The 26,088-nt window shown below is 58.2% G+C and carries 25 protein-coding genes; 12 read left to right on the top strand and 13 right to left on the bottom strand.

What is annotated here, in order from left to right:
* Together SIB83_RS01950 and SIB83_RS01945 are read right to left on the bottom strand one after the other, a co-directional pair.
* Positions 1-480, bottom strand: coding sequence for a hypothetical protein (locus SIB83_RS01950; protein ID WP_413403251.1), 480 nt, complete (start codon positions 478-480; stop codon positions 1-3).
* A gap of 74 nt (positions 481-554) precedes the next feature.
* A complete protein-coding gene (locus SIB83_RS01945; protein WP_413403249.1) occupies positions 555-2,213 on the bottom strand; it encodes an ABC1 kinase family protein in 1,659 nt (552 codons plus the stop codon).
* Positions 2,214-2,397: 184 nt separating this feature from the next.
* Here SIB83_RS01945 and SIB83_RS01940 point away from each other — a divergent pair, with 184 nt between their 5' ends.
* Together SIB83_RS01940 and SIB83_RS01935 are read left to right on the top strand one after the other, a co-directional pair.
* Positions 2,398-3,795, top strand: coding sequence for an aminotransferase class I/II-fold pyridoxal phosphate-dependent enzyme (locus SIB83_RS01940; RefSeq protein ID WP_413746620.1), 1,398 nt, complete (start codon positions 2,398-2,400; stop codon positions 3,793-3,795).
* 20 nt (positions 3,796-3,815) lie between these two features.
* On the top strand, positions 3,816-4,733 hold the full coding sequence (locus SIB83_RS01935; RefSeq protein ID WP_413403246.1) for a phosphatidate cytidylyltransferase: 918 nt from the start codon (positions 3,816-3,818) through the stop codon (positions 4,731-4,733).
* A 38-nt stretch (positions 4,734-4,771) separates the two neighbouring features.
* Here SIB83_RS01935 and SIB83_RS01930 read toward each other — a convergent pair whose 3' ends face one another.
* The 5 genes from SIB83_RS01930 to SIB83_RS01910 all read right to left on the bottom strand — a co-directional run bounded on the left by SIB83_RS01930 (position 4,772) and on the right by SIB83_RS01910 (position 10,619).
* Positions 4,772-5,401: a DUF2993 domain-containing protein gene (locus tag SIB83_RS01930; protein ID WP_413746619.1), complete on the bottom strand. Its 630-nt coding sequence runs from the start codon at positions 5,399-5,401 to the stop codon at positions 4,772-4,774.
* A gap of 36 nt (positions 5,402-5,437) precedes the next feature.
* Complete coding sequence (locus SIB83_RS01925; protein WP_413403242.1) at positions 5,438-6,337, bottom strand: alpha/beta fold hydrolase; 900 nt, start codon at positions 6,335-6,337, stop codon at positions 5,438-5,440.
* Positions 6,334-7,458, bottom strand: coding sequence for an iron-containing alcohol dehydrogenase family protein (locus tag SIB83_RS01920; protein ID WP_413746618.1), 1,125 nt, complete (start codon positions 7,456-7,458; stop codon positions 6,334-6,336). The genes SIB83_RS01925 and SIB83_RS01920 overlap by 4 nt, the downstream gene beginning before the upstream one ends.
* Positions 7,459-7,463: 5 nt before the next feature.
* Entirely contained in the window at positions 7,464-10,052 is a 2,589-nt protein-coding gene (locus SIB83_RS01915; RefSeq protein ID WP_413746617.1) for an ATP-dependent Clp protease ATP-binding subunit, read from the bottom strand.
* A gap of 138 nt (positions 10,053-10,190) precedes the next feature.
* On the bottom strand, positions 10,191-10,619 hold the full coding sequence (locus SIB83_RS01910; protein ID WP_413746616.1) for a GNAT family N-acetyltransferase: 429 nt from the start codon (positions 10,617-10,619) through the stop codon (positions 10,191-10,193).
* Positions 10,620-10,739: 120 nt separating this feature from the next.
* On the opposite strand from SIB83_RS01910, the gene lysA reads away from it, so the two are divergent.
* The 7 genes from lysA to SIB83_RS01875 are packed head-to-tail and all read left to right on the top strand — an operon-like array spanning position 10,740 to position 17,259.
* Positions 10,740-12,101, top strand: coding sequence for a diaminopimelate decarboxylase (gene lysA / locus SIB83_RS01905; RefSeq protein WP_413746615.1), 1,362 nt, complete (start codon positions 10,740-10,742; stop codon positions 12,099-12,101).
* Between the two features lie 27 nt (positions 12,102-12,128).
* Positions 12,129-12,962 (top strand): diadenylate cyclase CdaA, encoded by an 834-nt coding sequence (gene cdaA, locus SIB83_RS01900; protein WP_413403234.1) that lies wholly within the window; start codon positions 12,129-12,131, stop codon positions 12,960-12,962.
* Entirely contained in the window at positions 12,959-13,756 is a 798-nt protein-coding gene (locus SIB83_RS01895; protein WP_413746614.1) for an isoprenyl transferase, read from the top strand. Before cdaA ends, SIB83_RS01895 begins: the two co-directional genes overlap by 4 nt.
* A 26-nt stretch (positions 13,757-13,782) precedes the next feature.
* Entirely contained in the window at positions 13,783-14,790 is a 1,008-nt protein-coding gene (gene bioB / locus SIB83_RS01890; protein ID WP_413747258.1) for a biotin synthase BioB, read from the top strand.
* Positions 14,787-15,767, top strand: coding sequence for a rhodanese-related sulfurtransferase (locus SIB83_RS01885; protein ID WP_413403231.1), 981 nt, complete (start codon positions 14,787-14,789; stop codon positions 15,765-15,767). Before bioB ends, SIB83_RS01885 begins: the two co-directional genes overlap by 4 nt.
* Entirely contained in the window at positions 15,764-16,765 is a 1,002-nt protein-coding gene (locus SIB83_RS01880) for a DUF952 domain-containing protein (RefSeq protein ID WP_413746613.1), read from the top strand. Before SIB83_RS01885 ends, SIB83_RS01880 begins: the two co-directional genes overlap by 4 nt.
* Positions 16,765-17,259, top strand: a complete 495-nt coding sequence (locus tag SIB83_RS01875; protein WP_413746612.1) for a hypothetical protein — start codon at positions 16,765-16,767, stop codon at positions 17,257-17,259. Before SIB83_RS01880 ends, SIB83_RS01875 begins: the two co-directional genes overlap by 1 nt.
* Here the strand turns inward: SIB83_RS01875 and lipA are convergent.
* Both lipA and recR read right to left on the bottom strand, forming a co-directional pair.
* A complete protein-coding gene (gene lipA / locus SIB83_RS01870) occupies positions 17,244-18,149 on the bottom strand; it encodes a lipoyl synthase (RefSeq protein WP_413403226.1) in 906 nt (301 codons plus the stop codon). The two genes, SIB83_RS01875 and lipA, sit on opposite strands and share 16 nt — an antisense overlap.
* Before the next feature lie 108 nt (positions 18,150-18,257).
* The gene (gene recR / locus SIB83_RS01865) at positions 18,258-18,827 is read right to left on the bottom strand and encodes a recombination mediator RecR (RefSeq protein ID WP_413406486.1); all 570 of its coding nucleotides are present in this window, start codon (positions 18,825-18,827) and stop codon (positions 18,258-18,260) included.
* 117 nt (positions 18,828-18,944) lie between these two features.
* Here recR and psbP point away from each other — a divergent pair, with 117 nt between their 5' ends.
* The 3 genes from psbP to SIB83_RS01850 all read left to right on the top strand — a co-directional run bounded on the left by psbP (position 18,945) and on the right by SIB83_RS01850 (position 21,084).
* Positions 18,945-19,499 carry a photosystem II reaction center PsbP gene (gene psbP, locus SIB83_RS01860; RefSeq protein ID WP_067098923.1) on the top strand — a complete coding sequence of 185 codons (555 nt, stop codon included), beginning with the start codon at positions 18,945-18,947 and terminating at the stop codon, positions 19,497-19,499.
* Positions 19,500-19,571: 72 nt separating this feature from the next.
* The gene (locus tag SIB83_RS01855) at positions 19,572-20,894 is read left to right on the top strand and encodes an NHLP bacteriocin system secretion protein (RefSeq protein WP_413746611.1); all 1,323 of its coding nucleotides are present in this window, start codon (positions 19,572-19,574) and stop codon (positions 20,892-20,894) included.
* Positions 20,895-20,907: 13 nt separating this feature from the next.
* On the top strand, positions 20,908-21,084 hold the full coding sequence (locus tag SIB83_RS01850; RefSeq protein ID WP_413746610.1) for a hypothetical protein: 177 nt from the start codon (positions 20,908-20,910) through the stop codon (positions 21,082-21,084).
* Positions 21,085-21,141: 57 nt separating this feature from the next.
* Here the strand turns inward: SIB83_RS01850 and SIB83_RS01845 are convergent, their stop codons facing one another.
* Genes SIB83_RS01845 through SIB83_RS01830 form a run of 4 tightly spaced genes read right to left on the bottom strand, consistent with a single transcriptional unit; the run spans position 21,142 to position 26,049 of the window.
* On the bottom strand, positions 21,142-22,971 hold the full coding sequence (locus SIB83_RS01845; protein WP_413746609.1) for a TolC family protein: 1,830 nt from the start codon (positions 22,969-22,971) through the stop codon (positions 21,142-21,144).
* A 52-nt stretch (positions 22,972-23,023) separates the two neighbouring features.
* Positions 23,024-24,151 (bottom strand): FUSC family protein, encoded by a 1,128-nt coding sequence (locus tag SIB83_RS01840; RefSeq protein ID WP_413746608.1) that lies wholly within the window; start codon positions 24,149-24,151, stop codon positions 23,024-23,026.
* Positions 24,148-25,086 (bottom strand): FUSC family protein, encoded by a 939-nt coding sequence (locus SIB83_RS01835; RefSeq protein WP_413746607.1) that lies wholly within the window; start codon positions 25,084-25,086, stop codon positions 24,148-24,150. Before SIB83_RS01835 ends, SIB83_RS01840 begins: the two co-directional genes overlap by 4 nt.
* A gap of 60 nt (positions 25,087-25,146) precedes the next feature.
* Complete coding sequence (locus SIB83_RS01830; RefSeq protein WP_413746606.1) at positions 25,147-26,049, bottom strand: LCP family protein; 903 nt, start codon at positions 26,047-26,049, stop codon at positions 25,147-25,149.
* Positions 26,050-26,088: the final 39 nt, after the last annotated feature.

The following is a 26,088-nucleotide window of genomic DNA, read 5'->3' as shown; positions in this document are numbered from 1 at the left end:
TTAAAAGAATTCGTCGAAGTTGTCGAAATCCACCGCCTTGAAGTTTCCAGCCTCCACCTGGGTCATCAGGCGCTCAAGCTGAGCCCAGAGAGCACCACCTGTGAGGATCGAGAGCACCAGTGCACTGAGATAGGCCGCGCCGGAGGCAAAACCGAAAATCTGAAGTGATCCACCGATGAACAAGGTGACACCAATAAGAATCCCCGTGAAACTCATCACGGTTTCGGTATTCCCAAGGGGAAGTAACGGCAACCTGTCCTTCTTCCAACCGTCCAGACGGTTCTGTACGAGTCTGGAGAACGTGAGTCCGCAAACCACGCTGATGGCAAACCCCAGCCCTGCCATCGCGTAGGGCGGTTGCTGCAGGTTGGCGTAGTCGAGCAGGATGTCATCCATGCTGAGACCGCCGAAGGCTTCGGTCAGAAGGTCGATCTGAGCCTGATCGAGCTCAATGGGAGCAGTGTCGGGCGCGATCGACATATTTCAGAGAAAGAGAGTTAAAGAAGTCATTATCGCGGTGCAACTGCAGGGTGCGACGGTGGGACTGGACTGAATCATGCCGCCAGTGGATTCAGGCGTTGCATCACACCCTCCGCAATCTGACGAGGCCCAAAGGTCTTCCGCATCAGTGCAGTGAGCTCTCTCAGATCTGAGATGTTCAAGCGGTCGTTCTTGATCATGGTCAGCAGGAGGCGCTGACGCAGATCTCCACCATCTCGACTCAGCAACAAACGCAGACCCGCCCCGGCCACCGGCAGCAGTTCTCCGCTGCTCTGACCGCCCGAGTAGTTGCCCACCACATCGAGAAGACTTTCAAGCCTCTCAACGCGAAGATTTCCCTGCTCGTCGAAGATGACTTCCATCAGCTTCTCTCGCATCTCCCTGGTGTCGCCGGCGAGCAGCCGCTTGGCCACATAGGGGTAGGCCACCGCAATGATGCGGAAATCGGGATCCAATCTCAGAGCCAGACCTTCCTGGCTGACCACAGCTCGGATGATCAGCGCGAAGCGTGCGGGAACTCGGAATGGATAGTCATACATCAATTCCGAGAAACGATCCGTGATCGCCTTGAAGTTGAATGAACCGACCGAATCCCCGAGGCTTCCCCCAAGGGCATCCTCCAGTGCGGGAATGATCGGTGTCAGATCAGCATCGGGGGAAAGAAAGCCGAGCTCCTGAAAATCTCTGGCAACCGCTTCGAAATCACGGTTGATCAAATGCACCACAGCTCCTGTCAGCGTGAGTCGGTCCTGGTCACTGATGGAATCCATCATCCCGAAATCCACGTAGGCCACGTGTCCGAGGTCGCCGCTCCGGCCTGGAAGAGCGAAGAGGTTGCCCGGGTGAGGATCGGCATGAAAGTAACCAAACTCCAGAAGTTGCTGGAGTCCGCTGATCACGCCGGTTCGAATCAGGGCCGACGGGTCGAGGCGTTGGGACTTGAGCTCCTGCGGGTCACGCAGTTTGGTGCCCTGGATCCAGCTTGTGGTCAGAACCCGACGGCTTGAAAGAGCTTCGTCAACCTCGGGAATGGTGACCGCGTCATTGTCCGAGAACAACCTTGAGAAGTGCCTGGCGTTGTCTGCTTCGCAGCAGTAATCGATTTCTTCAAACAGGCTTCGTCCGAACTCGTCAATGATTTCTCCGAGTCCAAAGCCCAGATTCAGTGGAAGAAAGGGAGCGGCCAGAATGCCAAGACTGCGAATCAGAACCATGTCCCGCCGCAGTATGAAAGTCAGATTCGGCCTCTGAACTTTGACTGCGACCCATCGCTGTAGACCCACACGAGCCTTGTAGACCTGTCCAAGACTTGCTGCAGCAACTGGTGTGTCGGGAAATTCTTCGAAAAGCTGATCAACAGGGGCGCCCAGTTCCGTTTCGATCGTTTTCAGGGCGATCGCGTGGTCGAAGGATGGCAGATCGTCCTGAAGACGTGTCAGCTCATCCAGCCAGTCACGACGGATCAGGTCCGGACGGGTGGAAAGGGCCTGTCCAACCTTGATGAAGCAGGGGCCGAGGTTCGTCAGCGTGCGCAGCAGGGTGCGGGCCAGATTGCGCTGAATGCGGGGGTCATTGCTGCCGCCGCGCAGCAGCAAACTCAGAATCAGACCCAGCAGGGCCCAGAAAATCTGAATCAGGCGTGGCACACCGATCCAGGGGCGCAACAGGAGCCATCGGACATCGCGGTCCGGGTTGTAGCGAAGCGAATCCACGCCCAGCAGTGCTAGGGAGAATCGATCCTAAAGACTCCTCAAGGCTCGACGATGTCTCTGTGTTGCGGAGAGCTGACCGATCAGCACCGCCGACAGCATCAGGGATTGCCATGCTGCAACCAGAAGGTCCATCTGAGATCAGCGGACCGTCTACGCCGCACTCTGTCGCCTGTTGCCTGCGCTCATGCCGTCGCTTCTCGAGCTTTTGCGACCGGATCGACGCCTGGCCATGCATCTGCCGGTGCATGGTCGAGGTGCAGCGCTGCCGCCGCGACTGCGGCGTTTGCTGCGTCAATCTCCGGGCAGCTGGGATCTGCCCGAGTTGCCGGAGATCGGTGGACCGCTCGAGCGTCAGGGGGCTGTGGCCTCAAGCCAGGCGCAGCTGGCTGAAGCGATGGGGGTTGATCACTGTTGGTTCGGCGTCAACGGTGCCACAGGTCTTCTTCAGGCAGGTCTGCTGGCGATGGCGCAGCCGGGAGATGCTGTGCTTCTGCCTCGCAATGCCCATCGTTGCCTGATCGCTGCCTGCGAGCTGGGGGGTGTGATGCCGGTCTTTCTGCCGGTGCCGTTTCTTGCTGATCGCGGCCATGCCGGGTCGATGAACGCTGAGGGCCTGCGGCAGAGCCTCGACCCATGGCCTGATCCAGGTCGCCCCATTTCCGGTGCGGTGCTTGTTCACCCCACCTATCACGGATATTCCGCTGAGATCCGCGAACTGATTGAGCTCCTGCATGCCAAGGGGCTGCCGGTGATGGTGGATGAAGCCCATGGAACGCATCTGGCTTTTGCTGCCAAGCGGTCCAGGCCTTTGTCGGCGCTTGCCGCCGGAGCTGATCTGGTTGTGCATTCCCTGCATAAATCCGCGCCAGGTCTTGCGCAGACTGCAGTGCTGTGGCACCGCGCTCAAAGGGTCGACCACGCAAGGCTGCATCGCTCGCTGGCAAGACTTCAGACCACAAGTCCCAGCGCCCTGTTGCTGGCTTCATGCGAAACAACCCTGAACTGGTTGTTCTCGCATCATTGGTCATCTCTCTATGAGGACCGTCGATCGGAAGCCATCAACCTCGTGGATGATCTGCGCCGACGTGGGGTCCATATCCACGCCAGTGATGATCCCCTGCGACTGATCCTTGCAACGGGTGAGCTTGGTGTGAGCGGCCTGGATGCGGATGATCTCTGCATGCGTCAGGGCGTGATCGCCGAGTTACCTGAGCCTCTTTGCCTCACGTTCTGCCTGGGGTTCGCTCGCCATCGGGGTCTTGCGAAACGACTGCTGAGAATCTGGCGAGCGTTGGCTCTTGAGGGTGGTGGTGTACCGCTGACTCAGATTCCGGATCCGCCGCTGCAGAGCACCTCGATTCCTGAGCTCACCCCTGATGAGGCACAGCGCCGTGCCCATTGCATTCGCCCCCTGGCTCAGTGCGTCGATCACATCGCCGCTGAGCTGATCTGCCCCTACCCACCTGGTGTTCCCCTGCTTGTGCCGGGGGAGAGAATCTCGGCAGATCGATGCCGATGGCTCCAGTCTCAGCATCAGCGTTGGCCCGATCAGGTGCCCGGTATGGTGAAGGTTCTGGCCTGACGGGCCCTGGGATCTGACAGGTGATTTCAGACGCCACTACCGCAAAGGCTTTGAGGACGCGGCGCGCCGCTGATCACAAACGCCTGGTCAGCGGGTTGCTGGTGGGTCTTTTTGGTCTGGTGGTTGTGGGTCTGGGTGGTTGGTGGTTCACGATCGCGCTGGGGGTGATCGTGCATCTGGGTTTGCTGGAGTTCTTCCGCATGGCCCAGTTCAAAGGCATGCGGCCAGCCACAAAAACCACACTCGTGGCTTGTCAGTTACTGCTGATCAGCACCCAGTGGTCTGTGGATGGAGGTATTGCCTCCTCCCTCGCCAGTGCGGTCCTGCCTCTCTCAGGGGCTGCCATCTGCGGTTGGTTGCTGCTGCAGCCTGTCACCGGTTCGATTGCGGACATCGCCGCCTCGATCTTCGGTCTGTTTTATCTGGGGTTCCTTCCCAGTCACTGGCTTCGCCTCCGCAACCTTCAGTCAGTGGACATCGCTCCACTGGTGAATCACATTCCTTGGACCTGGGTCAGCTCGGGTCTGCTGGTCACGCTGATGGCCTGCCTGATGGTGGTAGCCAGTGATATCGGCTCGTATGCCATCGGTCGCCGCTTCGGTCACCATCCACTCTCTCCGATCTCCCCAGGCAAAACCATTGAAGGGGCCTATGGAGGCCTGGCTTCTGCGGTTCTGCTCGGTGTTTTGGGAGGTGCACTGCTGGAGTGGCCCTATGGACCTCTCACAGGAGGTTCTCTCGGAGCGCTCGTGGCCCTCTTCGCCCTGGTGGGTGATCTCACCGAATCGATGATGAAGCGGGATGCAGGCGTGAAGGATTCCGGAGATGCGCTGCCTGGCCATGGGGGCATCCTGGACCGCATCGACAGCTACCTGTTCACGCCAGCTGTCGTGTTTTACGTCGTGACCCTCGTGATGCCTGTGATCGAGCAGGGGTGATACCGCCCAGGTGCTGATGGAGTCTGGGTTCGACTGTGTCAGGGTTGGACCGTGGCGTCGCCCTTGATCACCAGCTGACCTCCCTGAAGCCGAGCGTCGTTGATCCTGATGGAAGGATCCATCGGCAGCAAAAATTTTCCTTCCGCCTTCCAGTTGTTCAGACGAATGGTCCCCTGATCAGCGCAGAGATGAAAGCTGCCTTGCACAGGCTTGGTACCAGTGATCACTTCCGCTGTCAGCACCAGGCGATCGTTGTCGATCTCAAGGGACCGCAGTGGTGAAAGCCCCATCAACTTTTCAGCCAGAAGATCAGCCAGCCATCGCCAGCGATCGGTGGCAAGTGCTTTGTTCAGATCAGTTCCACTCAGCACCACCTCTCCTCTGATTGTGAAAGGCTCCTTGAGCTGCACAGGCTGGCTGGGTTGACCGGGTCGGAACAGTGTTTTCAGCTCGCCGGACTGCAGTTCGGCGCGCATCAACGGCAACTGGTCGAAACTCAGGCGTCGAGCTTCAAGCGAGACCCCTTTCAGGCGACCTCTCAGCAACTCAACAGCAGAACCCTGAAGGGCCAGATTCAACTCATCGACGGAGTCACACCGGCTGCGGACCCAGCGTTGAAGACCGCTGGCCAGGAGTTGCAGAACGGGGCCGGAGCTGGTCTGAGGCATGAAAACTGAGCACCACGGTGGCGGGTCAGGACCCCATCATCTGACGGGATCCGACGAATGACTGCTGGAAAGCCTGGATTGGAACCAGTTGAGACAGCGCTCAGCGACCCGATCGGGCTGATCGATATGCGGGAGATGGCCGCAAGCTTCGAACTCTTCAACTTTGTCTTGAAGGATGAGACCCGCTGCTGTTTTCTGAGGAGCTCTGAGGATCCTGTCATTGGCTCCCCAGATCACATGCAGGGGCTGATCGGGGAGAGGCGTGCCACATCCGGAGAATCCTCCGCTTCGTGCAAAAGTCGCCAGTGCCCTGGCCCAGCCGGGGCACTGGAGGTGCAGAGAAGCAATCTGCTCCTCCGCTGCCCCCACATTGGAGTCGGGATCAGCAAAGGCCTGCCTGCAAAGACCTCGACGTACTCCAGGGCGACTGAGAAACCAGGCACCGAAGCGATCCAGCAAGGGGGGCACAGGCATCGGTCTGCCGGTCAATCCTGCCGGAGCAAGCAGCATCAAAGCTTCGATCCGTTGAGGGTGACGGCGGCTCACTTCCACGGCGACTGCTCCCCCCATGGAGGCACCGATCAAGCCGCATGGGGAGTCGTTCGGCAGGCGTTTCAGCAAGGCATTCAGGTGGTTCAGCACACTTTCAGGACCGTAGACCGCATCGAATGGACGAGGTGAGAAACCGAAGCCGAACAAATCGGGAATGAAGAGTTGAAAGTGCCGGCTCAGAAGCGGCGCAAGTCGCCGATATTCCAGAAAGCTGCTGTCGAAGCCATGCAACAGCACCAGAGGAGGACCTTGCCCAACAACGGCGACGGGAAAGGGCTCTTCAATTCCAAGTTCAGGCAGTTCCCACCACTGGAGCTGCTCAATCAGAGTTCTGGCCTTCGGATCCAGCAGCTCGTCTTTGATGGAATTCAGCAGTTCTCTCAAGGCAGTGCCTGACTTGTTTCGGCCGCGCCCACAAGGGCTTCCATCAACCCACCTGGCGTGACCTCAAAGGGAAGGTGATGGAGGTCTGACCCGTCTCTGCAGGCGAACTGGCAGACCTGCTGAAGCTGATTGATGGTGGCGTGGCCAAGCCCGAGGTCATCAAGGCTGACCGGAAGTCCCAGCTTCCGAAGCAGGGGCAGCAGCTGGCGATGGGCCTGACCGGCCAATTGATTGCCACCCAGACGCTCCTCCAGCCGTAACTGAACAAGGATGCCGAAGCCTACTTTTTCTCCGTGGAGCACGGTGTGGCAATCCTCAAGCTGGGTGAGACCGTTATGAACCGCATGGGCGGCGACCGTGCGACAGCGTGCCCCACCGAGACCTCCGATCACTCCAGCTGTCAGCCCGCAGGCATCAACCACGCGCTTCCAGGCCTCGCCCCCCGGGTCCTGAATGGCATCAAGGCTGTCGATCAGCAACTGATCACGAAGAACTCTGGCCATTTGAACAGCCTGTTGAATCACACCGTCATGACTCGATCCGCTGCTCACGGAAGCTTCGTACCACTTGGCCAAAGCATCAGCGATGCCGCTGGCCAGGGTTCGTTCAGGCGCTTTCAGCAGCAGGTCGTGGTCGAAAACCAAGAGGTCCGGGCAGCGCTTGAGGGTCTGGTCACACTCGAAGGCTCCACCTGGGGTGTAGAGATTCGAGAGTGCTGTCCAACCGGCGCAGGTTGCAGCGCTGAGTGGAACTGTGGCGCAAGGAACATCAAGTCTGTCGGCAAGAAGTTTCCCGCTGTCGAGAACCTTGCCACCCCCAGCGGCGATCACGCCATCACACGACTGCCTGACAAACTCTTTTTGCAACCTTTGCAGATCCAATTCGCAGCAATCGTGTTCAAGATTCTGCTCAAATACACGCAGACCGCTCTGATTAAGCTCACGAGACAGCCTGGATCGAGTTGACTGTGTTGACTCGCTTCTGCCAAGGAGAAGCGGATTTCGAAACAGATTGGAGAGGGATTTCTGAGCCTCAATCCATGCTCCTGAACCACGAATGACCTGGGCAGGAGCGATGGAGTGGATTGAAATTGAACTGCAACCGGAGTCTGTTTGGGTCATCCAGGTCAGAGACCAGCACCAGCAAGCGCAGGCGTCTCGCTGGGTACAGGGGTGAGATGTTTCACCACCACCTTGCCATCCTGCACGTCCACTTCCGCCGAGTCGCCGTCTTTGATCCGACCGGACAGCACCTCTTCGGCCAGGCTGTCTTCAAGCAAACGCATCACCGCTCGGCGCAATGGACGTGCGCCGTAGGCGGGGTTGTAACCCTCTTCAACGAGACGTTCCTTGAAAGCATTGGATACAGACAGGTTGATGCCTTTTTCTCCGATGCGATTGAACACTTCCCGCAACATGATTTCTGCAATCTCCTTCACTTCATCGCGATTCAATTGTCTGAACACGATGATTTCATCAAGTCGATTGAGGAACTCAGGTCGGAAATACTGCTTGAGCTCCTCGTTGACCAGTGATTTGATGCGGTTGTACTGATTTTCCTCTGCATTTTCATCACCAGAGAATTCGAAACCAAGGCCACCGCCTCCCTTCTCAATAACTTTCGAACCGATGTTCGAAGTCATGATGATCAAAGTGTTCTTGAAGTCAACAGTGCGGCCCTTGGAATCGGTGAGACGTCCGTCTTCCAGTAACTGCAGCAGAAGATTGAACACATCAGGATGAGCTTTTTCAATCTCGTCAAACAGAACAACGGTGTAAGGGCGGCGTCGGACCGCTTCAGTGAGCTGGCCACCCTCGTTAAAGCCCACATAACCGGGAGGTGAACCGATCAGTTTGCTGACCGTGTGTCTCTCCATGAATTCCGACATGTCAAGGCGGATCATGGCGTCTTCACTGCCAAAGAAGTAGGCAGCCAAAGCTTTGGTGAGCTCTGTCTTGCCCACACCGGTCGGTCCGGAGAAGATAAAGCTGGCAATCGGCCGATTCGGGTTCTTCAAGCCAACACGTGCCCGTCGAATCGCTTTCGAAACTGCTTTCACAGCTTCGTCCTGGCCAATCAGGCGTTTGTGAAGTGTCTCCTCCATATTGAGCAGCTTCACGGATTCGCTCTCGGTGAGTTTCTGAACCGGTACACCCGTCCATGAGGCCACAATCTGGGCGATGTCCTCTTCACTCACCACCGGAGTGGTTGTTTCGGCAGGTGCGCTCTGTATGGACGATTGTTCGGAATTAACAGCAGTCGACTCGGAGGATGATTCAACGGATTCGCTTAGCTCAGGAGAATCGCCGGAAGCGTCTTGGCGGCTGTTCTGCAGAAGGGTGCGTATTTTCTCGCGCAGTTCAACCTCCTTGTCTCGCAGCTCACCTGCACGAGCGAAATCTTGCTCGCGAACGGCATCTTCCTTGTCTTTCTGAACCGTGCGCAACTCTTTGTCGACTTCCTTGGCTTCAGGAGGAAGTTTGGAATTCAGCAGACGAACACGACTGCCGGCTTCATCGATCAGATCGATGGCCTTGTCAGGCAGAAAACGATCAGAGATGTAGCGATCGCCGAGAGTGGCCGCGGCTTCAAGGGCTTCATCGGTGATGCGCAGGCGGTGATGTTGCTCGTAGCGCTCACGCAGTCCACGCAGAATTTCGATGGTGTCTTCGATCGACGGTTCGCCGACATTGACCGGCTGAAAGCGACGTTCAAGAGCGGCGTCCCGTTCGATGTGCTTGCGGTATTCGTCAAGCGTGGTGGCTCCGATACATTGCAGCTCACCTCGTGCAAGCGCAGGTTTGAGAATGTTGGCGGCATCGATGGCGCCTTCCGCTGCACCAGCACCGATCAGTGTGTGCACCTCGTCAATCACGAGGATCACGTTGCCGGCGCCTTTGATCTCCTCCATGATTTTCTTGAGGCGCTCTTCGAATTCACCTCGATATTTGGTGCCGGCTACCAGAAGACCGATGTCGAGGGTGAGAACACGCTTGTCTTCAAGGATGTCGGGGATATCACCTTGCTGGATGCGTTGAGCCAAACCTTCGGCGATTGCGGTTTTGCCGACTCCTGGTTCACCGATCAACACGGGGTTGTTTTTGGTGCGGCGACCGAGGATCTGGATGACGCGATCGATTTCGTTGTGGCGTCCCACCACCGGATCGAGCTTAGCTTCGCTGGCCAGCTGGGTGAGATTGCTACCGAATTCATCAAGCGTGGGGGTTTTGGTGGAACCTTTAGCTCCAGAACCACCACCGCCTCCGGCTCCCACTTCAGCGGTCTCTCCAAGCATGCGGATGACCTGAGTGCGGACCTTCGCGAGATCGACACCGAGGTTTTCAAGAACTCTCGCCGCAACACCCTCCCCTTCACGGATCAGGCCAAGAAGAAGATGCTCCGTACCGATGTAGTTGTGGCCTAGCTGGCGGGCTTCCTCAAGGGAAAGCTCGAGAACTCTTTTGGCTCGCGGCGTGAAGGGAATTTCCACCGCAACGAAACCGGACCCCCGGCCAATGATTTTTTCGACTTCGACGCGTGCGTCCTTGAGATTGACTCCCATGGACTTCAGAACCTTTGCTGCGACGCCGGTACCCTCACCGATCAATCCAAGCAGAATCTGCTCGGTCCCAACGAAGTTGTGACCAAGCCGCCTTGCCTCTTCCTGGGCAAGCATGATCACCTTGATGGCCTTCTCGGTAAACCTCTCGAACATTGATCAGGCCGACAGCTGTTCAACCCAACCTATCAGGGTTGAACGGGTTGCTGTGGATCGTTGAACCAAAGGCACATCCCAGTGTTGTTGCGGGTTGGTCGGTTGAGAAAGTATTAATCAATGCCGAAATATGTTCCTTTATTCAGTTCGATCAGTGCGGAAATCCCTACCCCTTCCGATTGATCGTGACTGCAGCAGGGCATCATCACCGTTGGCGTAGTAACCCCTTCTGCGACCGGTGATCAAAAACCCACTCCGGGAGTAAAAGGCTTGAGCGACAGCGTTCGATGAGGCCACTTCAAGGGTTGCGGTCACCGCACCAAGGCCTGCAGCGCGATCCATCACGGCCTGCATCACCTTTGTGCCCAACCCGCAGCGTTGGTGCATCGGATCCACAGCCACCGCCGTGATCTGCAGTTCATCAACCACCAGCCAAGCGGAGGCAAGTGCGATCAGGCGTCGATCCTCGGCGTCGATCCCCATCACCAGCCTGTTGTCGTCCGCAAGCTCGCGTTCCCATTGTTGTCTTGTCCAGAGCCCCTTCAGGGCAACCTGATCAAGCCGCATGCAAGCGCTGAGGTCGTCAGCTCCCAATTGCCGTGGGTTGATTGGCAGTTCAACACCCAAAACACAACTGCCTAGGCAACGTGCCTTCTTACATTGCCCCTTCGACCGACCTGACGCTCCATGCCACAGCCCTACGAATCAGGTTGTGACCTGAACAGCCCGAATCGCAATCTTGCGCCGATCACGGCAGAGCTGGACGATCAGGGCCGCCTTGCCGTCGGGGGCTGTGCCCTGAGCGATCTGGCCGAGCGATATGGAACTCCGCTGTACGTGCTGGATGAAGCAGGTATCCGCAAGTCCTGCCAGGCCTACCGCGAGGCGCTCGCTCGTCATTACCCCGGGCCATCGCTGGCCATCTATGCCTCGAAGGCCAACAGTTCAATGGCTCTGAGCGCCATCGTGGCGTCTGAAGGCTTAGGGCTTGATGCCGTTTCCGCCGGTGAACTGTTGACGGCGCTCGACGGCGGCATGCCTGCCGACCGCATGGTGCTTCACGGCAACAACAAGTCTGTTGAGGAGCTGGAGTTGGCCTATCGCCATGACGTGATGGTGGTGGCGGACAACCAGCACGATCTGGACTGCCTTGAAACGATCGTGCCTGCCGGTGGTCGGCCTGTTCGCCTGATGCTCCGCTTCACGCCCGGCATTGAGTGCCACACGCACGAATACATAAGAACCGGACATCTCGACAGCAAGTTCGGTTTTGATCCTGATCAACTTGATCCCGTTCTCCACAGTCTTCAGGACTGTCAGTGGGCAAGAGTTGAAGGTCTTCACGCCCATATCGGTTCCCAGATCTTCGAACTGGAGCCTCACCGCGACCTGGCCGCTGTGATGGCTGATGCTCTGCGCCTGGCCCTTGAACTCGGCCATCCTGTTCGCGATCTGAATGTTGGAGGAGGCCTGGGCATTCGCTACGTGGACAGTGACGATCCCCCGTCCATCGATGCCTGGGTGCAAGTGGTGGCTGAAGCCGTCGTGTCGGCCTGCAGAGAGCGAGATCTCCAACTGCCGCGTTTGCTCTGCGAGCCGGGACGATCGCTTGTTGCCTCGTCAGGAGTGACTGTTTACACCGTCGGTTCCCGAAAGGTCGTTCCTGGAATCCGAACGTATCTTTCCGTTGATGGGGGAATGAGTGACAACCCCAGGCCGATCACTTACCAGTCTCTTTACACCACCTGCCTGGCGGACCGTCCACTCGCAGAAGCTGAAGAGACCGTGACTCTGGCCGGCAAACACTGTGAATCGGGAGATGTGCTGCTGAAGGATCTCGCCTTCCCCGCCTGCAGCAGCGGTGAAATCCTGACGGTCTTCTCAACCGGGGCTTACAACGCTTCAATGAGTTCCAATTACAACCGTATTCCCAGACCAGCTGCGGTGCTTGTGCATGCAGGGGATGCTGAGCTGGTGCAGCGTCGCGAGCAGCCTGAAGATCTGCTGCGTTACGACCTGATGCCTGAACGGTTGCGCTCTGTAAAGTGAGGCCATTAAAGGGCGAAGGCGAAAGTGTTGGAGGTGTTGCAACTGCGCCTTCTTCTCGACGTTCTCTGTGCCTCACTCCTTGGCTTTCTGCTCTTCACCAGAGTCAATGAGCAACGCACGCTCTGGCTGTTGCGTGGCTACCTCCTGCTCGTGGCGCTGGCCTGGTTTGTCAAGCGCTTTTTCAATCTCCCGCTCACTTCAACGCTCATTGATGCGTTGGTTCTCGCCTGTTCACTGTCGCTGGCCATCCTCTGGCAGGGGGAATTGCGTCGCTTGATGGAACTTCTCGGCACCGGTCGCCTCGCTGTGCTGCTTGGGAACCCCCAGAGCAAAATGCGGGCCACCGCTAGCACCGTCGCACAGCTCACCGACGCGGCAGGACGCCTCTCCAAAAGTCGGAGAGGAGCTTTGATCGTTGTTGACCTTGGCAGTGATCTGAGGCCGGAAGATTTTCTCAATCCGGGAATCACCGTTGATGCCCAGTTGAGCAGTGAACTGTTGTTGAACCTGTTCGCTTCCGACACGCCTCTTCACGACGGTGCCGTTGTGATCAAAGGCAGTCGCATTATTTCCGCAGGAGTGATCCTGCCGTTGTCGCGCCAGGGCATCAGTCGGTACGGCACCCGCCATCTGGCGGCTCTGGGGATCACTGAACGCTTTGATCGTTGCATCTGCGTGGTGATTTCCGAAGAGACCGGAACACTGTCTCTGGCCAATCAGGGGAGACTTGAACGCCCGATCACCAGCTCACGTCTGCAGGATCTGCTCACCGAGTTGATTGCCGCGTCTGTGTCGACCGTGCCGGCGAAATCACCACCCCCACGTAGCGTGAGCCCAGGCATTCAGGATTCATTGCCTTGAGCCGACCACTGGCCATCAGTACTGATCAAGCCGCAGCACGCTGCTGTCCCGAAGGCCTGGATCCACTCAGGATGCCTGCTCATGTCGCCGTGATCATGGACGGCAACGGACGCTGGGCCAAAGCTCGCGGCTTGCCGCGGGTGATGGGACACAGAGCTGGTGTAGAGGCGCTCAAAATGACCCTCCGGCATTGCAGCGACTGGGGTGTCGGAGCACTCACCGCCTATGCCTTCTCCACGGAGAACTGGTCCCGGCCAGGGGATGAGGTGAATTTTCTGATGACACTGTTTGAAAGTGTTCTTCAGCGGGAGCTGCAGGCGCTTGAGGAAGAACAGGTTCGGATTCGCTTCCTGGGAGATCTGGATGCATTGCCCATCAAGCTGCAGTCGCTGATCGCTGAGGCCACGCAGCGAACTTCCTTAAACACCGGCATTCACTTCAATGTCTGTACCAATTACGGAGGTCGTCGTGAATTGGTTCGTGCCAGCCAGCGGCTGGCGGAACGCGTTGCCCGTGGGGAATTGCAGCCATCGGAGATCGATGAAAAAGAACTGGCGGCCGAGTTGTTTACGGCTGGTGAGCGTGATCCGGATCTGCTGATCCGAACCAGCGGCGAAAGGCGGATCAGCAATTTCCTCCTTTGGCAACTGGCTTACGCCGAGATCCATGTCACCGATCTGTTCTGGCCGGATTTCGACGCTGGGGCTCTTCAGCTGGCACTGCAGGATTATCAGGGCCGTCAGCGACGTTTTGGTGGACTCCATGCCATGGAGTCCCGCGCTCTGGGATCCTGAGAGCAGCAGCAATGGTGGCTGGTTCAATGACGGACACGGTGGACCTTCGCCATGACTGGAGTCTTGAGGAGATACAAACCCTTCTTGACCTTCCACTGATGGATCTGCTCTGGCGCGCTCAGAGTGTTCATCGAGCCGCCAACCCCGGATATCGGGTCCAGTTGGCTTCACTGCTGAGCGTCAAGACCGGTGGCTGCGAGGAGGACTGCGCCTACTGCTCCCAGTCGATGTACCACAGCAGTGATGTGGGTGGTCAGGCCGATCTGGAGGTGAAGGCTGTACTTGACAGGGCTCGTGCAGCCGCCGATGCCGGCGCTGATCGCTTCTGCATGGGCTGGGCCTGGAGGGAGATCCGTGAAGGCCCAGCCTTTGAGTCGATGCTGAGGATGGTTCGAGGCGTGCGCGAGCTGGGTCTTGAAGCCTGTGTCACCGCTGGAATGCTCACCGATACCCAGGCGGAGCGATTGGCCGAGGCGGGCCTCACGGCTTACAACCACAACCTCGACACCAGCCCTGAGCACTACGACCGGATCATCACCACCCGCACCTATGAAGAGAGGCTGGAAACCCTGCAACGCGTGCGTCGTGCAGGAGTCACGCTCTGTTGCGGTGGAATCATCGGCATGGGTGAAACGCTTCGCGACCGTGCTTCGATGCTGCGAGTTCTTGCCTGCATTGATCCACACCCTGAAAGTGTGCCGATCAATGGTCTGGTGGCTGTCGAAGGAACGCCTCTTGAAGGCCTGCCCACTGTTGATCCGCTTGAATTGGTGCGAATGGTGGCCGTTGCCAGAATCCTGATGCCGTTCAGTCGTGTGCGGCTGAGCGCCGGTCGGGAAGAACTCAACAGGGAAGCTCAGATCCTCTGCCTTCAGGCAGGGGCAGATTCCATCTTCTACGGCGACACATTGCTCACAACGGGCAACCCTGCTGTTGATGCCGACAGGGCCCTGCTGGAAGCTGCCGGAGTTCAGGCCAGTTTGCAGGCACAGTTACTCGAGACGCAGCCTGAGCAGGAGAAAGCCGCGGCATGACGGCTGCCCAAGCCGAAAGTCCATCTTTTCTCGTGGCAGCGTTTTACGCCTTCACGTCGCTTGCCCCACCAGAGCTGGATTCGTTGCTGACGGATCTGCCTGTACTGGCGTCTCGCGAACAGATTGTCGGTTCAGTGTTGCTGGCTCCGGAAGGTGTGAATGGCACCATCAGTGGTTCTGATCGGGGCGTGAACGGGATCCTGGAGTGCCTCCGCACCAGAATCACCCTTGGTGACGCGCATTTCGAGCGCCTGCAGGTGAAGCGAAGCCGCTGCAGCAGGCCGGCGTTCCGTCGTTTCAAAGCCCGGCGCAAGCGCGAGATCGTGAGCCTGGGGCAGCCTTGTGCCGACCCCCGCCGCAATGTGGGTATCTACGTGGACCCCTGTCACTGGAATGAGCTGGTGGATGACCCCGACACGCTGGTCATCGACACCCGCAATGCCTATGAGGTTGCTGTCGGCAGCTTTGTGGGGTCTCTCGATCCAGCAACTGACAGTTTCCGGGATTTCCCTGACTGGGTTGAACAGCATCTACGCCCTCTGGTTGAGCGCACGTCGCCGGCGCGCATCGCCATGTTCTGTACCGGTGGGATCCGTTGTGAGAAGGCCAGCAGCTTTCTGCAACAGCGGGGATTCCCTGAGGTTCATCATCTTCAGGGCGGAATTCTCAACTATCTGGAGCAGGTGCCTGAAGAGCAAAGCCGCTGGGAAGGAGAGTGTTTCGTGTTTGATCAGCGGGTCGCCCTCAACCATCAGCTCGAGCCTGGCCGGCACAGCCTGTGCCATGCCTGTGGTCTGCCGCTAACGCCGGAGCAGAGGCAACTGGAGAGCTACATCCCAGGGGTGCAGTGTCTGCAGTGCAGGGATCGTTTCACGGATGCCGACAGGGCACGCTTCGCCATGCGGCAGAGCCAGCTCAATCAAGGCGTCCTTTCGCAATCCACCGGCTGGCGATCAAAGCCCGACACCCACGGATGAGCGCACGGCCTGTTCTCTACAGCTTTCGTCGCTGCCCCTATGCGATGCGCGCCCGCTGGGCTTTGTTGATGGCAGGCCAGCTTGTCCAATGGAGGGAAATTGAACTCAAGGACAAACCAGCGCCGATGCTCGAGGCTTCTCCGAAAGGGACGGTGCCTGTCCTGGTTCTCGCTGACGGCACTGTCATCGATGAAAGCCTTGCGATCATGCACTGGGCACTCACCCAGGCCGATCCTTGCGATCTTCGCCGGCAAGGTACTGGCAAAGCGCAGGATCGCATCCTGCAGCTGATCGAGCTCAACGACACAACCTTCAAACACCATCTCGACCGTTTCAAATACACCGATCGCTATCCGGGGCAGTCCAGACAGGAGCATCAGCAGCAGGGCTTGGAGGTGCTGCGGAGCTGGTCTGATCAGATCGATGCCTGTGGTGGCTGGCTTGTGGATGCCAGCTGTTCCCTCGCGGATGTCGCGCTGTGGCCGTTTGTTCGTCAGTGGCGCATTGCTGATCCTGAGGGATTTGATGTCGATCCATCCCTGCAGCCGCTGCGTGGTTGGTTGATGCGTTTTCTGCAGGATCCTGATTTTGAGCGCCTCATGCAAAGGGCTGATCCCTGGCACCCCGGGGGACTTCAGCCCCTGTTCCCCGCTGATGCCGTCGATGTTCCAGCTGACCAACCCTTGTTTCATCTGGCGATGGCTGAAGACTGGAAAACCGCAACCCAGTCGGGTCACTACGAGATGTCCACCAGAGGACTGCGACTTGACCAGGTGGGATTCATTCATCTGTCCTGGCGGGAACAGGTGGCAGCCACCCATGAGCGCTTCTATGCGGATGCGGAGTCTGTGGTCTTGCTCACAATTGATGCGGCGCGGCTGACCGCCCCTCTGCGTGCCGATGCGATCCCAAGCGGAGAGTTGTTTCCGCATCTTTATGGACCACTGCCCATGGAGGCTGTTGTCAATTCATCTCCTTACTTCGATTCCGAGCTGTGATGCTGGATCAACTGGAAATGGAGGCTCGTCAACGGGGTCTGTTGCTGAGACTGCAAGTTGGCCGACCTCTGGGGCTGTGGGGTCTGAGGCTTGTGGTGGCTCGTTCGCAGTCGGAACGACTGCAGCTTCTCGGCGAGATGAAAGCCTGGGCATACAGCGGCCCCCGTGGATTGCAACTGGACACGATGCGCGTGCTGCCGGCGGCTCCTGCAGGTTGCGGTGATCTCATCTGGGCGGCATCCATGGCCTGGGCGGTTGAGGCCACCCCTTGCCGACAGGCAAGACTGCTGGCCATTCGTGATGACGAACGCCAGCATCAACGTCTTGTGCGTTATTTCAGGTGTCGAGGGTTTGAATCCGTGCGTGAGGTGCAAGCCGCTCTCTGGGATTTGCCGCTGCGCATGATCTGGGGAGGAGCAGGAGCACTGATGGTTGGAAACTGTGAGCAGGTGCGGGAGAGGGCTCTGAAACGTTGGCGTCAGTCCGCTGCGTGATAGCTGCTGCGTACCAGAGGCCCACTTCTCACCACAGCGAAGCCAAGGTCGCGGGCAATGGATCCGAGATCTTCAAATTCATCGGGATGCCAGTAGCGGGCGACAGGAATGTGCGCCAGAGATGGGCGCAGGTATTGCCCGATGGTGAGCCTCTGGCAATCGACGGCTCGCAGATCGCGCATTGTTTCGATCACTTCATCCCGGCTTTCTCCCAGCCCCAGCATCAAACCGCTTTTGGTTGGAATCTGAGGTGCCAGCGTTCGTGCGGCGGCAAGCAGTCCCAGTGATCGCTCATAGGTGGCTCCCCTGCGAACCTCCCGCTGCAGGCGCTTCACGGTTTCAAGGTTGTGGTTGAAACACACCGGCGCCGCGTTGAGGACCGTCGCCAATCGCTCACGTTGAGCACTGATTGAGCTCTGGAAGTCGGCGCGTCCTCCCCAGAAATCAGGGGTCAGCACCTCGATGGCGATCATGGGATTTCTTGCCCTGATCGCGTCCATGGCAGAGGTGAACAGGCATGCCCCATGGTCGTCGAGGTCATCCCGCGCAACGGCTGTGAGCACGACGTATCGCAGCCCCATGGCTTCAACCGCATCGGCAACTCTCTCGGCTTCGAGCGGATTGACGGCCTGCGCGCGACCTTTCTCCACCTGGCAGAACGCGCAGCTGCGTGTGCAGACCGAGCCCCCGAGCAGGAAAGTGGCGGTGCCGGCGGCATAACACTCGCCCCTGTTAGGGCAGCGCCCTTCCTCGCAGATGGTGTGAAGGGCGTTGGACTTCACCAGCCCCTGCACTCTTTCGATGGCAGAGGCTTCTCCCAGGGGGCGACGCAGCCACTCGGGCAACCGCTCCTGCGGCTGGATGGCTGAAAAGCGGCTGGTCTTGCGCACGCCGGTGAAAGGGTCTGCTTTCAGGGTGGCTCCATTTCCTCAAAGGGAAAACCAGATGGCCCACTCAACACCTTTGATACATCGCATCATTTGAGTCTTCAGCGCGGATCAATCCACATCGCGCCGGCCCTCCAGTGCACGACTGAGGGTGACATCGTCGGCGTACTCAAGTTCACTGCCAACGGGGAGCCCGTAGGCAATGCGGCTGACCCGTGTGAACGGTTTGAGCAACCTCGCCACATAAAGGCTTGTGGTGTCGCCTTCGACGCTGGGGGTGAGAGCCAGTATCACTTCCTCGACGTTATCGGCGGCCACCCGCTTCACCAGGCTGCTGATCTGTAGCAGATCGGGTCCAATTCCATCCATGGGGGAAATCAGACCTCCCAGTACGTGATAACGGCCGCTGAATTCTCTGGTTCGTTCCAGTGCAAGAAGATCCCGTGAATCAGCGACCACGCAGATCTGGCCGTTGGAACGTTCTTCGTTGCGACAGATTTCACAGACCTGATCAGCACTGAGGTGAAAACAGGTCTGGCATTGCCCAACCTGGGTCCGTGCGGCCAGCAGGGCATCCGCGAAACTGCGGATCTGTTCCTCCGGCTGCCTGAGCAGATGCAGGGCCAGTCGCTGCGCGGTGCGGGGTCCAATCCCCGGAAGTCGCTCGAACTGGTCGATCAGACGAGCCAGGGGTCGGGTGAATCCGCTCAGAACACTGAGGCAAGTGGCGGAAATCTAAGCAGGGGATGATGCGGGCAGAATGGCGCGCATTCGGTCAACTTCAATCCAAGTTCCTCAATGGGCTCATTGCTGCGTCAACCGCTCCGGTCACTGCTCGTTCTGCTCTGTGTGCTGATGCTCAGCGCCTGCGGCGGTGCCAGCGCCGGTCTCAACTCCTTCAAGAGTCCAGACGGTCGCTACGCCTTCCTTTACCCGACCGGCTGGACGCGGGTCGCCGTCACCGGCGGGCCCGCTGTGGTGTTTCACGACCTGATCCACAGTGATGAAACGGTGAGTCTGGTTGTCTCAGAGGTTGACGCCGATGATGACCTGGAGACTCTCGGCAGTGCAGTTGCGGTCGGCGAGCGGCTACGGCGTGAGGTGATCGCTCCCGACGGCAGTGGCCGCAATGCTGAACTGATTGAAGCTCGTGAGCGGGATTCCGATGGGCATGTCTTCTATGACCTGGAATATGCAGTGCATCTGGAGGACCGCGATCGGCACGAGCTGGCCACAGTGGTGGTCGACCGTGGTCGGCTCTACACCCTGGCAACCAGCACCAATGAAGATCGCTGGTCGAAGGTGCAGGGACTGTTCGAATCGGTGATCAGTTCGTTCACCCTGTTGATCTGAGGCTTCGGACGTGGATCGGAACTGTCCTCTCAGAAGCGACAGCGTCTCTTCATCGCCAGCAAGATGGCGATCATGACCACGTCTTCCCGAGTTGAGCGTCTTCGTGGCCGATGGAATGGCCTCTCAGACCATCAGCAGGTCGGCGTCTCACTGGCAGGCGTTGGGGCCATCTTTGGTGTATGGCTTCTGTTCTGGCCCGTGCCGACCGAGGTGGAGGGACGCGGTGTTCTGATCTATCCCGGCAACGCCGGAATCCTCAATGCCAGGGCGGCGGGTCAGGTCTTGAGCATCAACACTGAAGTCGGACAACGCGTTCGCAAGGGTCAGGTGCTGATGACCCTGTATCTGCCTGTTCTCGAGCGGAAGCTCGATCAGCAGAAGGGGAATCTGCGTCAGCTGGTGCGTCAGAACGAGGAACTCGATGCACGCGATGCGCTGCGTATCCGCACAGCCAAACTCGCCCTCGATACTGCGCTCGCCAAGCTCGACGACGACGAAAAGCGTCTGGCCAGACTTCAGGCGACTTACAACAGCAAGGTTGACAACCTCAACTGGTTGGCGAGGCGAGAGGTCGTGGCCCCTCTGGCACAGGAGGTCGTGGCTGCGGAGCAGGGCCTCACCACCACCAGTGTTCAGCTGGATGACATCAAGATCCAGCGCAGGGACAAGACCACCGATTTCCAGCAGATCAAGCTCAACATCGAGTCTGAGCAGCTCGACCGACGTTTTCAAATCGATGACCTCAAGCGGGCGATCAAGGTGATGGAGGCCAGGATCTCCTTCGACGGCAATGTCACCGCGGTACGCAGTGGCACGGTGCTTGATCTTCAGGTGATTCAGGGCCAAACAGTCAAGCTTGGCGATCGTCTCGGCACCATCGGCCGCAATACCCGACCTCCCAAAGGCGACAACAAAACCGGCGGTGATCTGATCGCCGTGTCTTATTTCTCGCCAGCGGATGCCCGTCGACTTCCCATAGGTCTTCCCGTGGAGGTTGTGCCTCTCTGGAATCAACGTGGTCGTTTCGGTGGAATCGTCGGCAAGGTGCGCAGTGTGCTCACTCTCCCCGCCACTCAGGAAGACATCTCCACCACGATCGGCAACAGTCAGCTCGCTGAGGCTCTTGTCAAACATGGCCCGGTGATGCGCGCTGAAATCGAACTGGATCGTCACTCCCGCACCGACGACGGCTATCGATGGACGCTGTCGCAGGGCAGTGGTGTCTTTCCGATCCGTGAGGGTCTCACTGTTGACACGTTTGCCTACGTGGAGTGGCGCTCACCTGTGACTTATGTCGTTCCAGGGTTGCGTTCGCTCACCGGTGGCTTCCGCACGTTCCGCATCGATCGCATCTGGGATCTGCCGTTCCTGCGGCAACCCGGAACCCCTCCGTGATGCTCTGACTTCTATGGCACTCCGCCCTCTTCTGCGTCAGGAGCTCCCCTGGCTGGTTTCGGAACTTGTTCTGCTGATTGTTCTGCTCAACGCCAATCCGCCTGAACTGTGGTTCTGGCTTGTGGTGTTTCTGGTGATTTTCGGTTATCGCATCGAGCGCTGGTGGTCATCCAGACCAGCTGACAAATAAGGCGGGACTTTTTTCTCTGTTCAGAACCCCTTTCGACTACCAATCGTCGTGATCTGGTCAGGGTTGATCCAGTTCACGTGGCGAGAAGCCTTGCAGAGTCAGTTTCGTCGGCACGGTCGAGTCGGGATCCCGTGGCATGGGCAGCAGCTCGCGCAGCAACTGGGCGTAGGTCACATTCACGTCAACCGTTGCGATCAGGCGATTCACCAGTGAGTTCACAAGCTGCGTCTGTGTCACCGAAAGATCCACTTCGTTGGTGAGTCCAGTCCTGTAACGAAGTGTGCTGTCGCGGAAAGCTTCCTTGCTGGCTCCGACCGCACGCCGCGCGGAAACAAGCTTGGCGAGACTCGCTTCATGGTGCAGAAATGCCCGTTCGAGGCGGAGTCGAATGCTGTTGCGAGTGGCGGCATAGGACTGACTGGCGGCCTTCTCCTGCAGTGAAAGAGCTTTGACAGCATTGGTCGTTGCACCAGCATTGAAGATCATCCAATTGAAGGCGAGTCCCACCGACCAGTCGTATCCTGCGACCTGCTCAAGGGGCAGAAAGGTGCTGCCGCAGCATCCGTCGCCTATCAGGGAGACGTTGAAGGTGCGCTCCACTGAAGCCATGCCTCCCACGGACGCGAACAGGCTCAGCTTGGGCAGGAGTTGAGCTGCCGCTTCATCCTGCTGCAGAGCCAAGGCCCTGCGTGTCGCGAGGATCGCATCGAGCTCTGGATTGCTGTTGTAGGCGGCCAGCAAGGACTGTTCAAGACTCAGCGGCCAGGCCGGTGCCAGCGTGATCGAGTCGCCTGCACTTGGCACCACATCAGCAGGAAGATTCAACAGAGTCCATAACGCTCTTCTTGCGACAGCGCGATCGGCCAGGGCTTGGATTAGTGCTTCCTGATCCGTGGCGAGGGTCGCACTGCGGCGCAGCAGATCGACTCGCGGCACTAGCCCGGCCTGTTTGAGATTGAGTGTGTCTTGCAACACAATCAGGTCGGTGCGGACAACCGCATCGCGGATGCGCACCAACTGCTCACTGAGCTGAAGCTGGTAGTAAGCCTCACTGACCTCGAGTTGCAGTGCTCTGAGTTGGTTGGCGTACTGCTGTTCGAACTGCTGCAGCTTGGCACTGGCTGTGCGAACACGAGGTGTGCGGGCGAAGTCAACTAGGGCGTAGTTGAGTTGCAAACCCGCCATGGAGTCGAATCCGTTTGAGTCGGCATACAACCCTCCACCGGCGGGCACATAGAAGGGGCCGTCTTCACTGCCGCTGACCTTCTTTCCGTTGTTCGTCAGCGCGAAGTTGGGTGTCTCCCCTTGTTTCGCGAACAGAGCACCAAAGCCGAAGTTGTTGTTGCCGTAGGGCGAGAACGTCGTGCTGCCGCTCTGAAAGCCCTCCACATCAGCAAACACGCTGATCGTGGGCCAGTAAGCACCTGAAAGCGAAGCGACAGTGGCGCCTTGTGCGGCAATCTGCTCCCGCTGTATCTGAAGCTCGGGATTGTTGCGAAAAGCGATCGCTATGGCCTGTCGCAGGCTCACGGATTTCACATCGGTGTTCCGGTCAGTCAGTTCGGGCAGGCTGAGCGGCGGCTCAAGCGTGCTGTCTTCCTGGCTGAGTGTTTCATCAGCCGGGCGGTTGGCGTCCAAGAGGTTGGACGGGAGTTCCGGAGCCTCCAGCACATCCGAGGCACCAAGATCTGGAGCCGGTCCAAGCAGTGTGTCCAGGCTGTCGAGTTGTTGGTTCAGTTCGCTCCAGCTGCGCTCCAGCTGATGTGTGTTGCCGCCGTAATTCAGGCTTGATGGGAAGACATCAACCTGATTGGCTCTGGAGGCTGTGGGCAGCAGCAGGCCGATGATCGAAATCAGAGGAGAACACTTGATGAGCGACCTGATCAAGGGATGAGCTTGCTGTCCTTGAGGAACCTGATCCTGAAACTGCTTCATTGTCTCAGCGAATTGCAGTGACAGGCTTCGATCTGGCCACACCTGGAAAACAATCGTGCAGCACTGAAGCTCCATGCTCGATCAGCGAAGTCCTCAGCACGATCTGCCGCATTCGTTCTGGGGAGATGTCTGCATCGTGTCCGGCACGATCTGCGTGCTCCTCAAGAGTTGCTGTGAGCTGTTGGGCTGCTGTCTGCAGATCTCTGCTCAGTTCGCTCAGGCTCTCCAGATCGAGACACTGTTTCTCCACGAGATCAGGCTTGCGCAGGTCCGAAGCAAGGCCTGCCAGGAGTTTGATGTGATGCTTGAGCACGTTCGCCTCTTGCAGATGAAGCTCTTTGATAAGAGGTGGTGACTGAACCGGAGAGGGTAGTCCTCGCAAGCCATCCAGGACTGAAAGCAGCTGTGAGATCAGTAGATCAAGTTCTGTCCAGAGCTGATGCAGTGGATGGTTCTCGGGATTCAGCCCCAGTTCCAACTGGGCCACGTCCCGTTGCTGTCTGAGGGCGTTGATCTGCTGGAGGATCTCTGTCCGCCTGACTCTGCGTTGTGTTGTCGACATTCGGGTGGGGGCTTCGGCTTCCAGCTGTATTGATTCCAGCCGAAAGTCGTTGATCAGTTCGTCGATAAAGCTTGCGAATCTCCGGTGGAGCGACGGAATCGTGCCACTGGGCCACACGTAGCGGGTTGCCCATAACGACAGCGCAATTCCGAAGGCTGTCCAGAACAGGCGTGACATTCCCCAGATGCTCTCCTCTGCGCTGTGGACCAGCCAGCCCATGATCACGATGTTTCCCGCGACCTTGTAACCCACCTGCAATCCAAGAGCGCCTCCGAACAGACGAACGCTGGCGAGGGCGAGACCGAGTCCGAGAGGAAGAGGGAGCTGAAGACCGCGAGAGAAGAGCAACACGATCAAGACACCCATCACCGAACCGAGAATGCGTTGAATGCTCAGCTTCATCGAGTTGCCGTAGCTTCCCGACAGCACTGCGGCGGTGCATAGAGGCACGTAGTAGCCGAAAGGAATCGAGTTCAGTAATCCGAACCCCGCCCCAAGGCCCGTCACCACAGCGAGTCGAATGTCGGATCTCAGGATCCAGGGATTGTTGTTTTGCCTGGGACCAGTCATCTGGAATGCTCGGCATTGAGCAGTTGCTGGCAGGTCAGCACGCGACGGAAGCGCGTCACCTGTTCTTCAAGAGCGATCCGTTGAGATAATGACAACCTCGTACCGCAGTTGTTCAGGTTCAGTCGACTTCGCGGGGCTGGCTGCTGAGCCAGGTATTTTCCCAGCGCAGGGAGATATTCGGCGCCTTCGTCACGATGAAGTCGCTCGATCAGCCGTTCCACGAGCAGCCAACGCACCTGTTGACAGCGCCAAAGACTGAGGCGCTGGCGCCAATGATCACGATCCAGTCGCTGCACATGTCGAGGCCCGAGGCTCAGCTCCACGTTGATCAGCCGCTGCAGCTCAAGAAGCTGTTTCGTGATCACAGCTGGTTGGATCTCAGGAGGCGGTGATCCCCTGCCCTGCAAGGCAAGACTGTGGGCCTGGATCCTTGTCTCAAGCAGGTCAGTGAGCTGTTCGTGCAGGCTCTGCATCCTGGCCAGTCGATTCTTCGGCCAGAGCAATCGACCCATCACCAGCGCCACAATGATCCCGACCAGCGTGTCGATGCTGCGGTTGAACACGTAGTCCCAGCTGAGTGTGGCGTATTCGTGAATGCCCAGAAACATCACCGTGACGGTCACGGCTGTCGACAGGCCACTTGTCCAGCCAAGCCGCCGCAGCAGCGGAATCGAGATCAAAAGGCTTACCAGGATGCCGATCCAGCCGGCCATGATCGAATGCACAAGAAATGTGATCAGCCCGCCGGTCACGGTTCCTAGAAGGCGTCCCCGGGCAGCTCGAAGACTGTTTTCATCCTGATCGTCAACAACAAGATTGACGGCCAGAAGCGGGTACCAGAGATAGGTGATGCGTTGGAAGTGCTGCGCAATGGCGCATGTGATCAGGATGCTCAACCCGAGCCTGAGGCTCTGTCGCAGCAGATTCCTGTCCACGGATGCAAATGAAGGCATCGCCATTGTGGGTGCCCTTGGCGATGAAGGCTCTTCCCTGGCTCAGTAAAGGAAGCGGTAACGCGAACTGCCGGACTCCATCGAATCATCATCGCTTTCCTGAGCCGGCCATGCAGTATCGAGATAACTGATGCCGTTACGGTCGAAGGGGCGTGCGTCAAGGCGCTCGGTCTCCAGTTCCGTCAGCCCCATCGCCGTGATCAGTCCGCCCAGCTCCATAGCACCGAGATCGGTCTCAAGGTTGTTGCCGGCCTCTTTGATCAGTGCAGGCAGTTTGACAAGGTGGTCTGGCCGGGTGAGTCGGCTGAACAGACTTTTCAGCACGAGCTGCTGTCGAGCCAAACGACCGAGGTCACCTTCTTCATCCTGTCTCCAACGAAGGAAACCCTCCAGTTCGCGACCTTTGAGCAGCTGAGGTCCCGGTTGCAGATCAATCAGCAGACCACCGCTGTCATCACGGTAGTAAAGGCGTTTCGGGACATCGACTTCAACACCGCCCACCAGATCGCTCAGTGTTCGGATTCCATTGAGGTTCACAAGGATGTGATGGTCAATCGGACGACCCATCAGCCTTGTCAACTCAGCCTTCACGGCTTCATGGCCTCCATAGGCATACAGAGCATTGGCCTTTACAGGCCCAAAGCTGTGGGAATCGATGTAGCTGTCTCTCGGAATCTGGGTGATGGAGGTCCGACCACCTTCCACCTTCAATGTGAAGATCGCGTCGGTGTTTCCGCCCCCGTCATCAAGCCCGAGCACGAGGATTTCCCGATTTCCAAAGCCTGACCAGGCTGAAAAGGGATTGCTGACAGGCAGCAGAAGCGGGGCTTCGGAGGTTGGCGAGAGCGAGCGGCTGAGGGGAATCGCCAATAAAAAACCTCCCGTCAGCCCAGCAACAGCTGAAAGGAGCAAGGTTTTGGGTCGAACTCTTCGCACAACATCCATTTCGGAATTTTAAGCCTGAAATCTCCTTTTCTTAATCAT

The sequence above is a fragment of the Synechococcus sp. MIT S9507 genome, assembly GCF_047304715.1.
Lineage (GTDB): Bacteria > Cyanobacteriota > Cyanobacteriia > PCC-6307 > Cyanobiaceae > Synechococcus_C.
This window is presented reverse-complemented; position numbering and strand designations above follow the sequence as displayed.

Coding starts and splice junctions, on each gene's coding strand:
- SIB83_RS01950 (WP_413403251.1), bottom strand. CDS start 480: ATGTCGATCGCGCCCGACACTGCTCCCATTGAGCTCGATCAGGCTCAG.
- SIB83_RS01940 (WP_413746620.1), top strand. CDS start 2,398: ATGCCGTCGCTTCTCGAGCTTTTGCGACCGGATCGACGCCTGGCCATG.
- SIB83_RS01930 (WP_413746619.1), bottom strand. CDS start 5,401: ATGCCTCAGACCAGCTCCGGCCCCGTTCTGCAACTCCTGGCCAGCGGT.
- SIB83_RS01920 (WP_413746618.1), bottom strand. CDS start 7,458: ATGACCCAAACAGACTCCGGTTGCAGTTCAATTTCAATCCACTCCATC.
- SIB83_RS01915 (WP_413746617.1), bottom strand. CDS start 10,052: ATGTTCGAGAGGTTTACCGAGAAGGCCATCAAGGTGATCATGCTTGCC.
- SIB83_RS01910 (WP_413746616.1), bottom strand. CDS start 10,619: ATGCGGCTTGATCAGGTTGCCCTGAAGGGGCTCTGGACAAGACAACAA.
- lysA (WP_413746615.1), top strand. CDS start 10,740: ATGCCACAGCCCTACGAATCAGGTTGTGACCTGAACAGCCCGAATCGC.
- bioB (WP_413747258.1), top strand. CDS start 13,783: ATGACGGACACGGTGGACCTTCGCCATGACTGGAGTCTTGAGGAGATA.
- SIB83_RS01885 (WP_413403231.1), top strand. CDS start 14,787: ATGACGGCTGCCCAAGCCGAAAGTCCATCTTTTCTCGTGGCAGCGTTT.
- SIB83_RS01880 (WP_413746613.1), top strand. CDS start 15,764: ATGAGCGCACGGCCTGTTCTCTACAGCTTTCGTCGCTGCCCCTATGCG.
- SIB83_RS01875 (WP_413746612.1), top strand. CDS start 16,765: ATGCTGGATCAACTGGAAATGGAGGCTCGTCAACGGGGTCTGTTGCTG.
- psbP (WP_067098923.1), top strand. CDS start 18,945: ATGGGCTCATTGCTGCGTCAACCGCTCCGGTCACTGCTCGTTCTGCTC.
- SIB83_RS01855 (WP_413746611.1), top strand. CDS start 19,572: ATGACCACGTCTTCCCGAGTTGAGCGTCTTCGTGGCCGATGGAATGGC.
- SIB83_RS01850 (WP_413746610.1), top strand. CDS start 20,908: ATGGCACTCCGCCCTCTTCTGCGTCAGGAGCTCCCCTGGCTGGTTTCG.
- SIB83_RS01840 (WP_413746608.1), bottom strand. CDS start 24,151: ATGACTGGTCCCAGGCAAAACAACAATCCCTGGATCCTGAGATCCGAC.
- SIB83_RS01830 (WP_413746606.1), bottom strand. CDS start 26,049: ATGGATGTTGTGCGAAGAGTTCGACCCAAAACCTTGCTCCTTTCAGCT.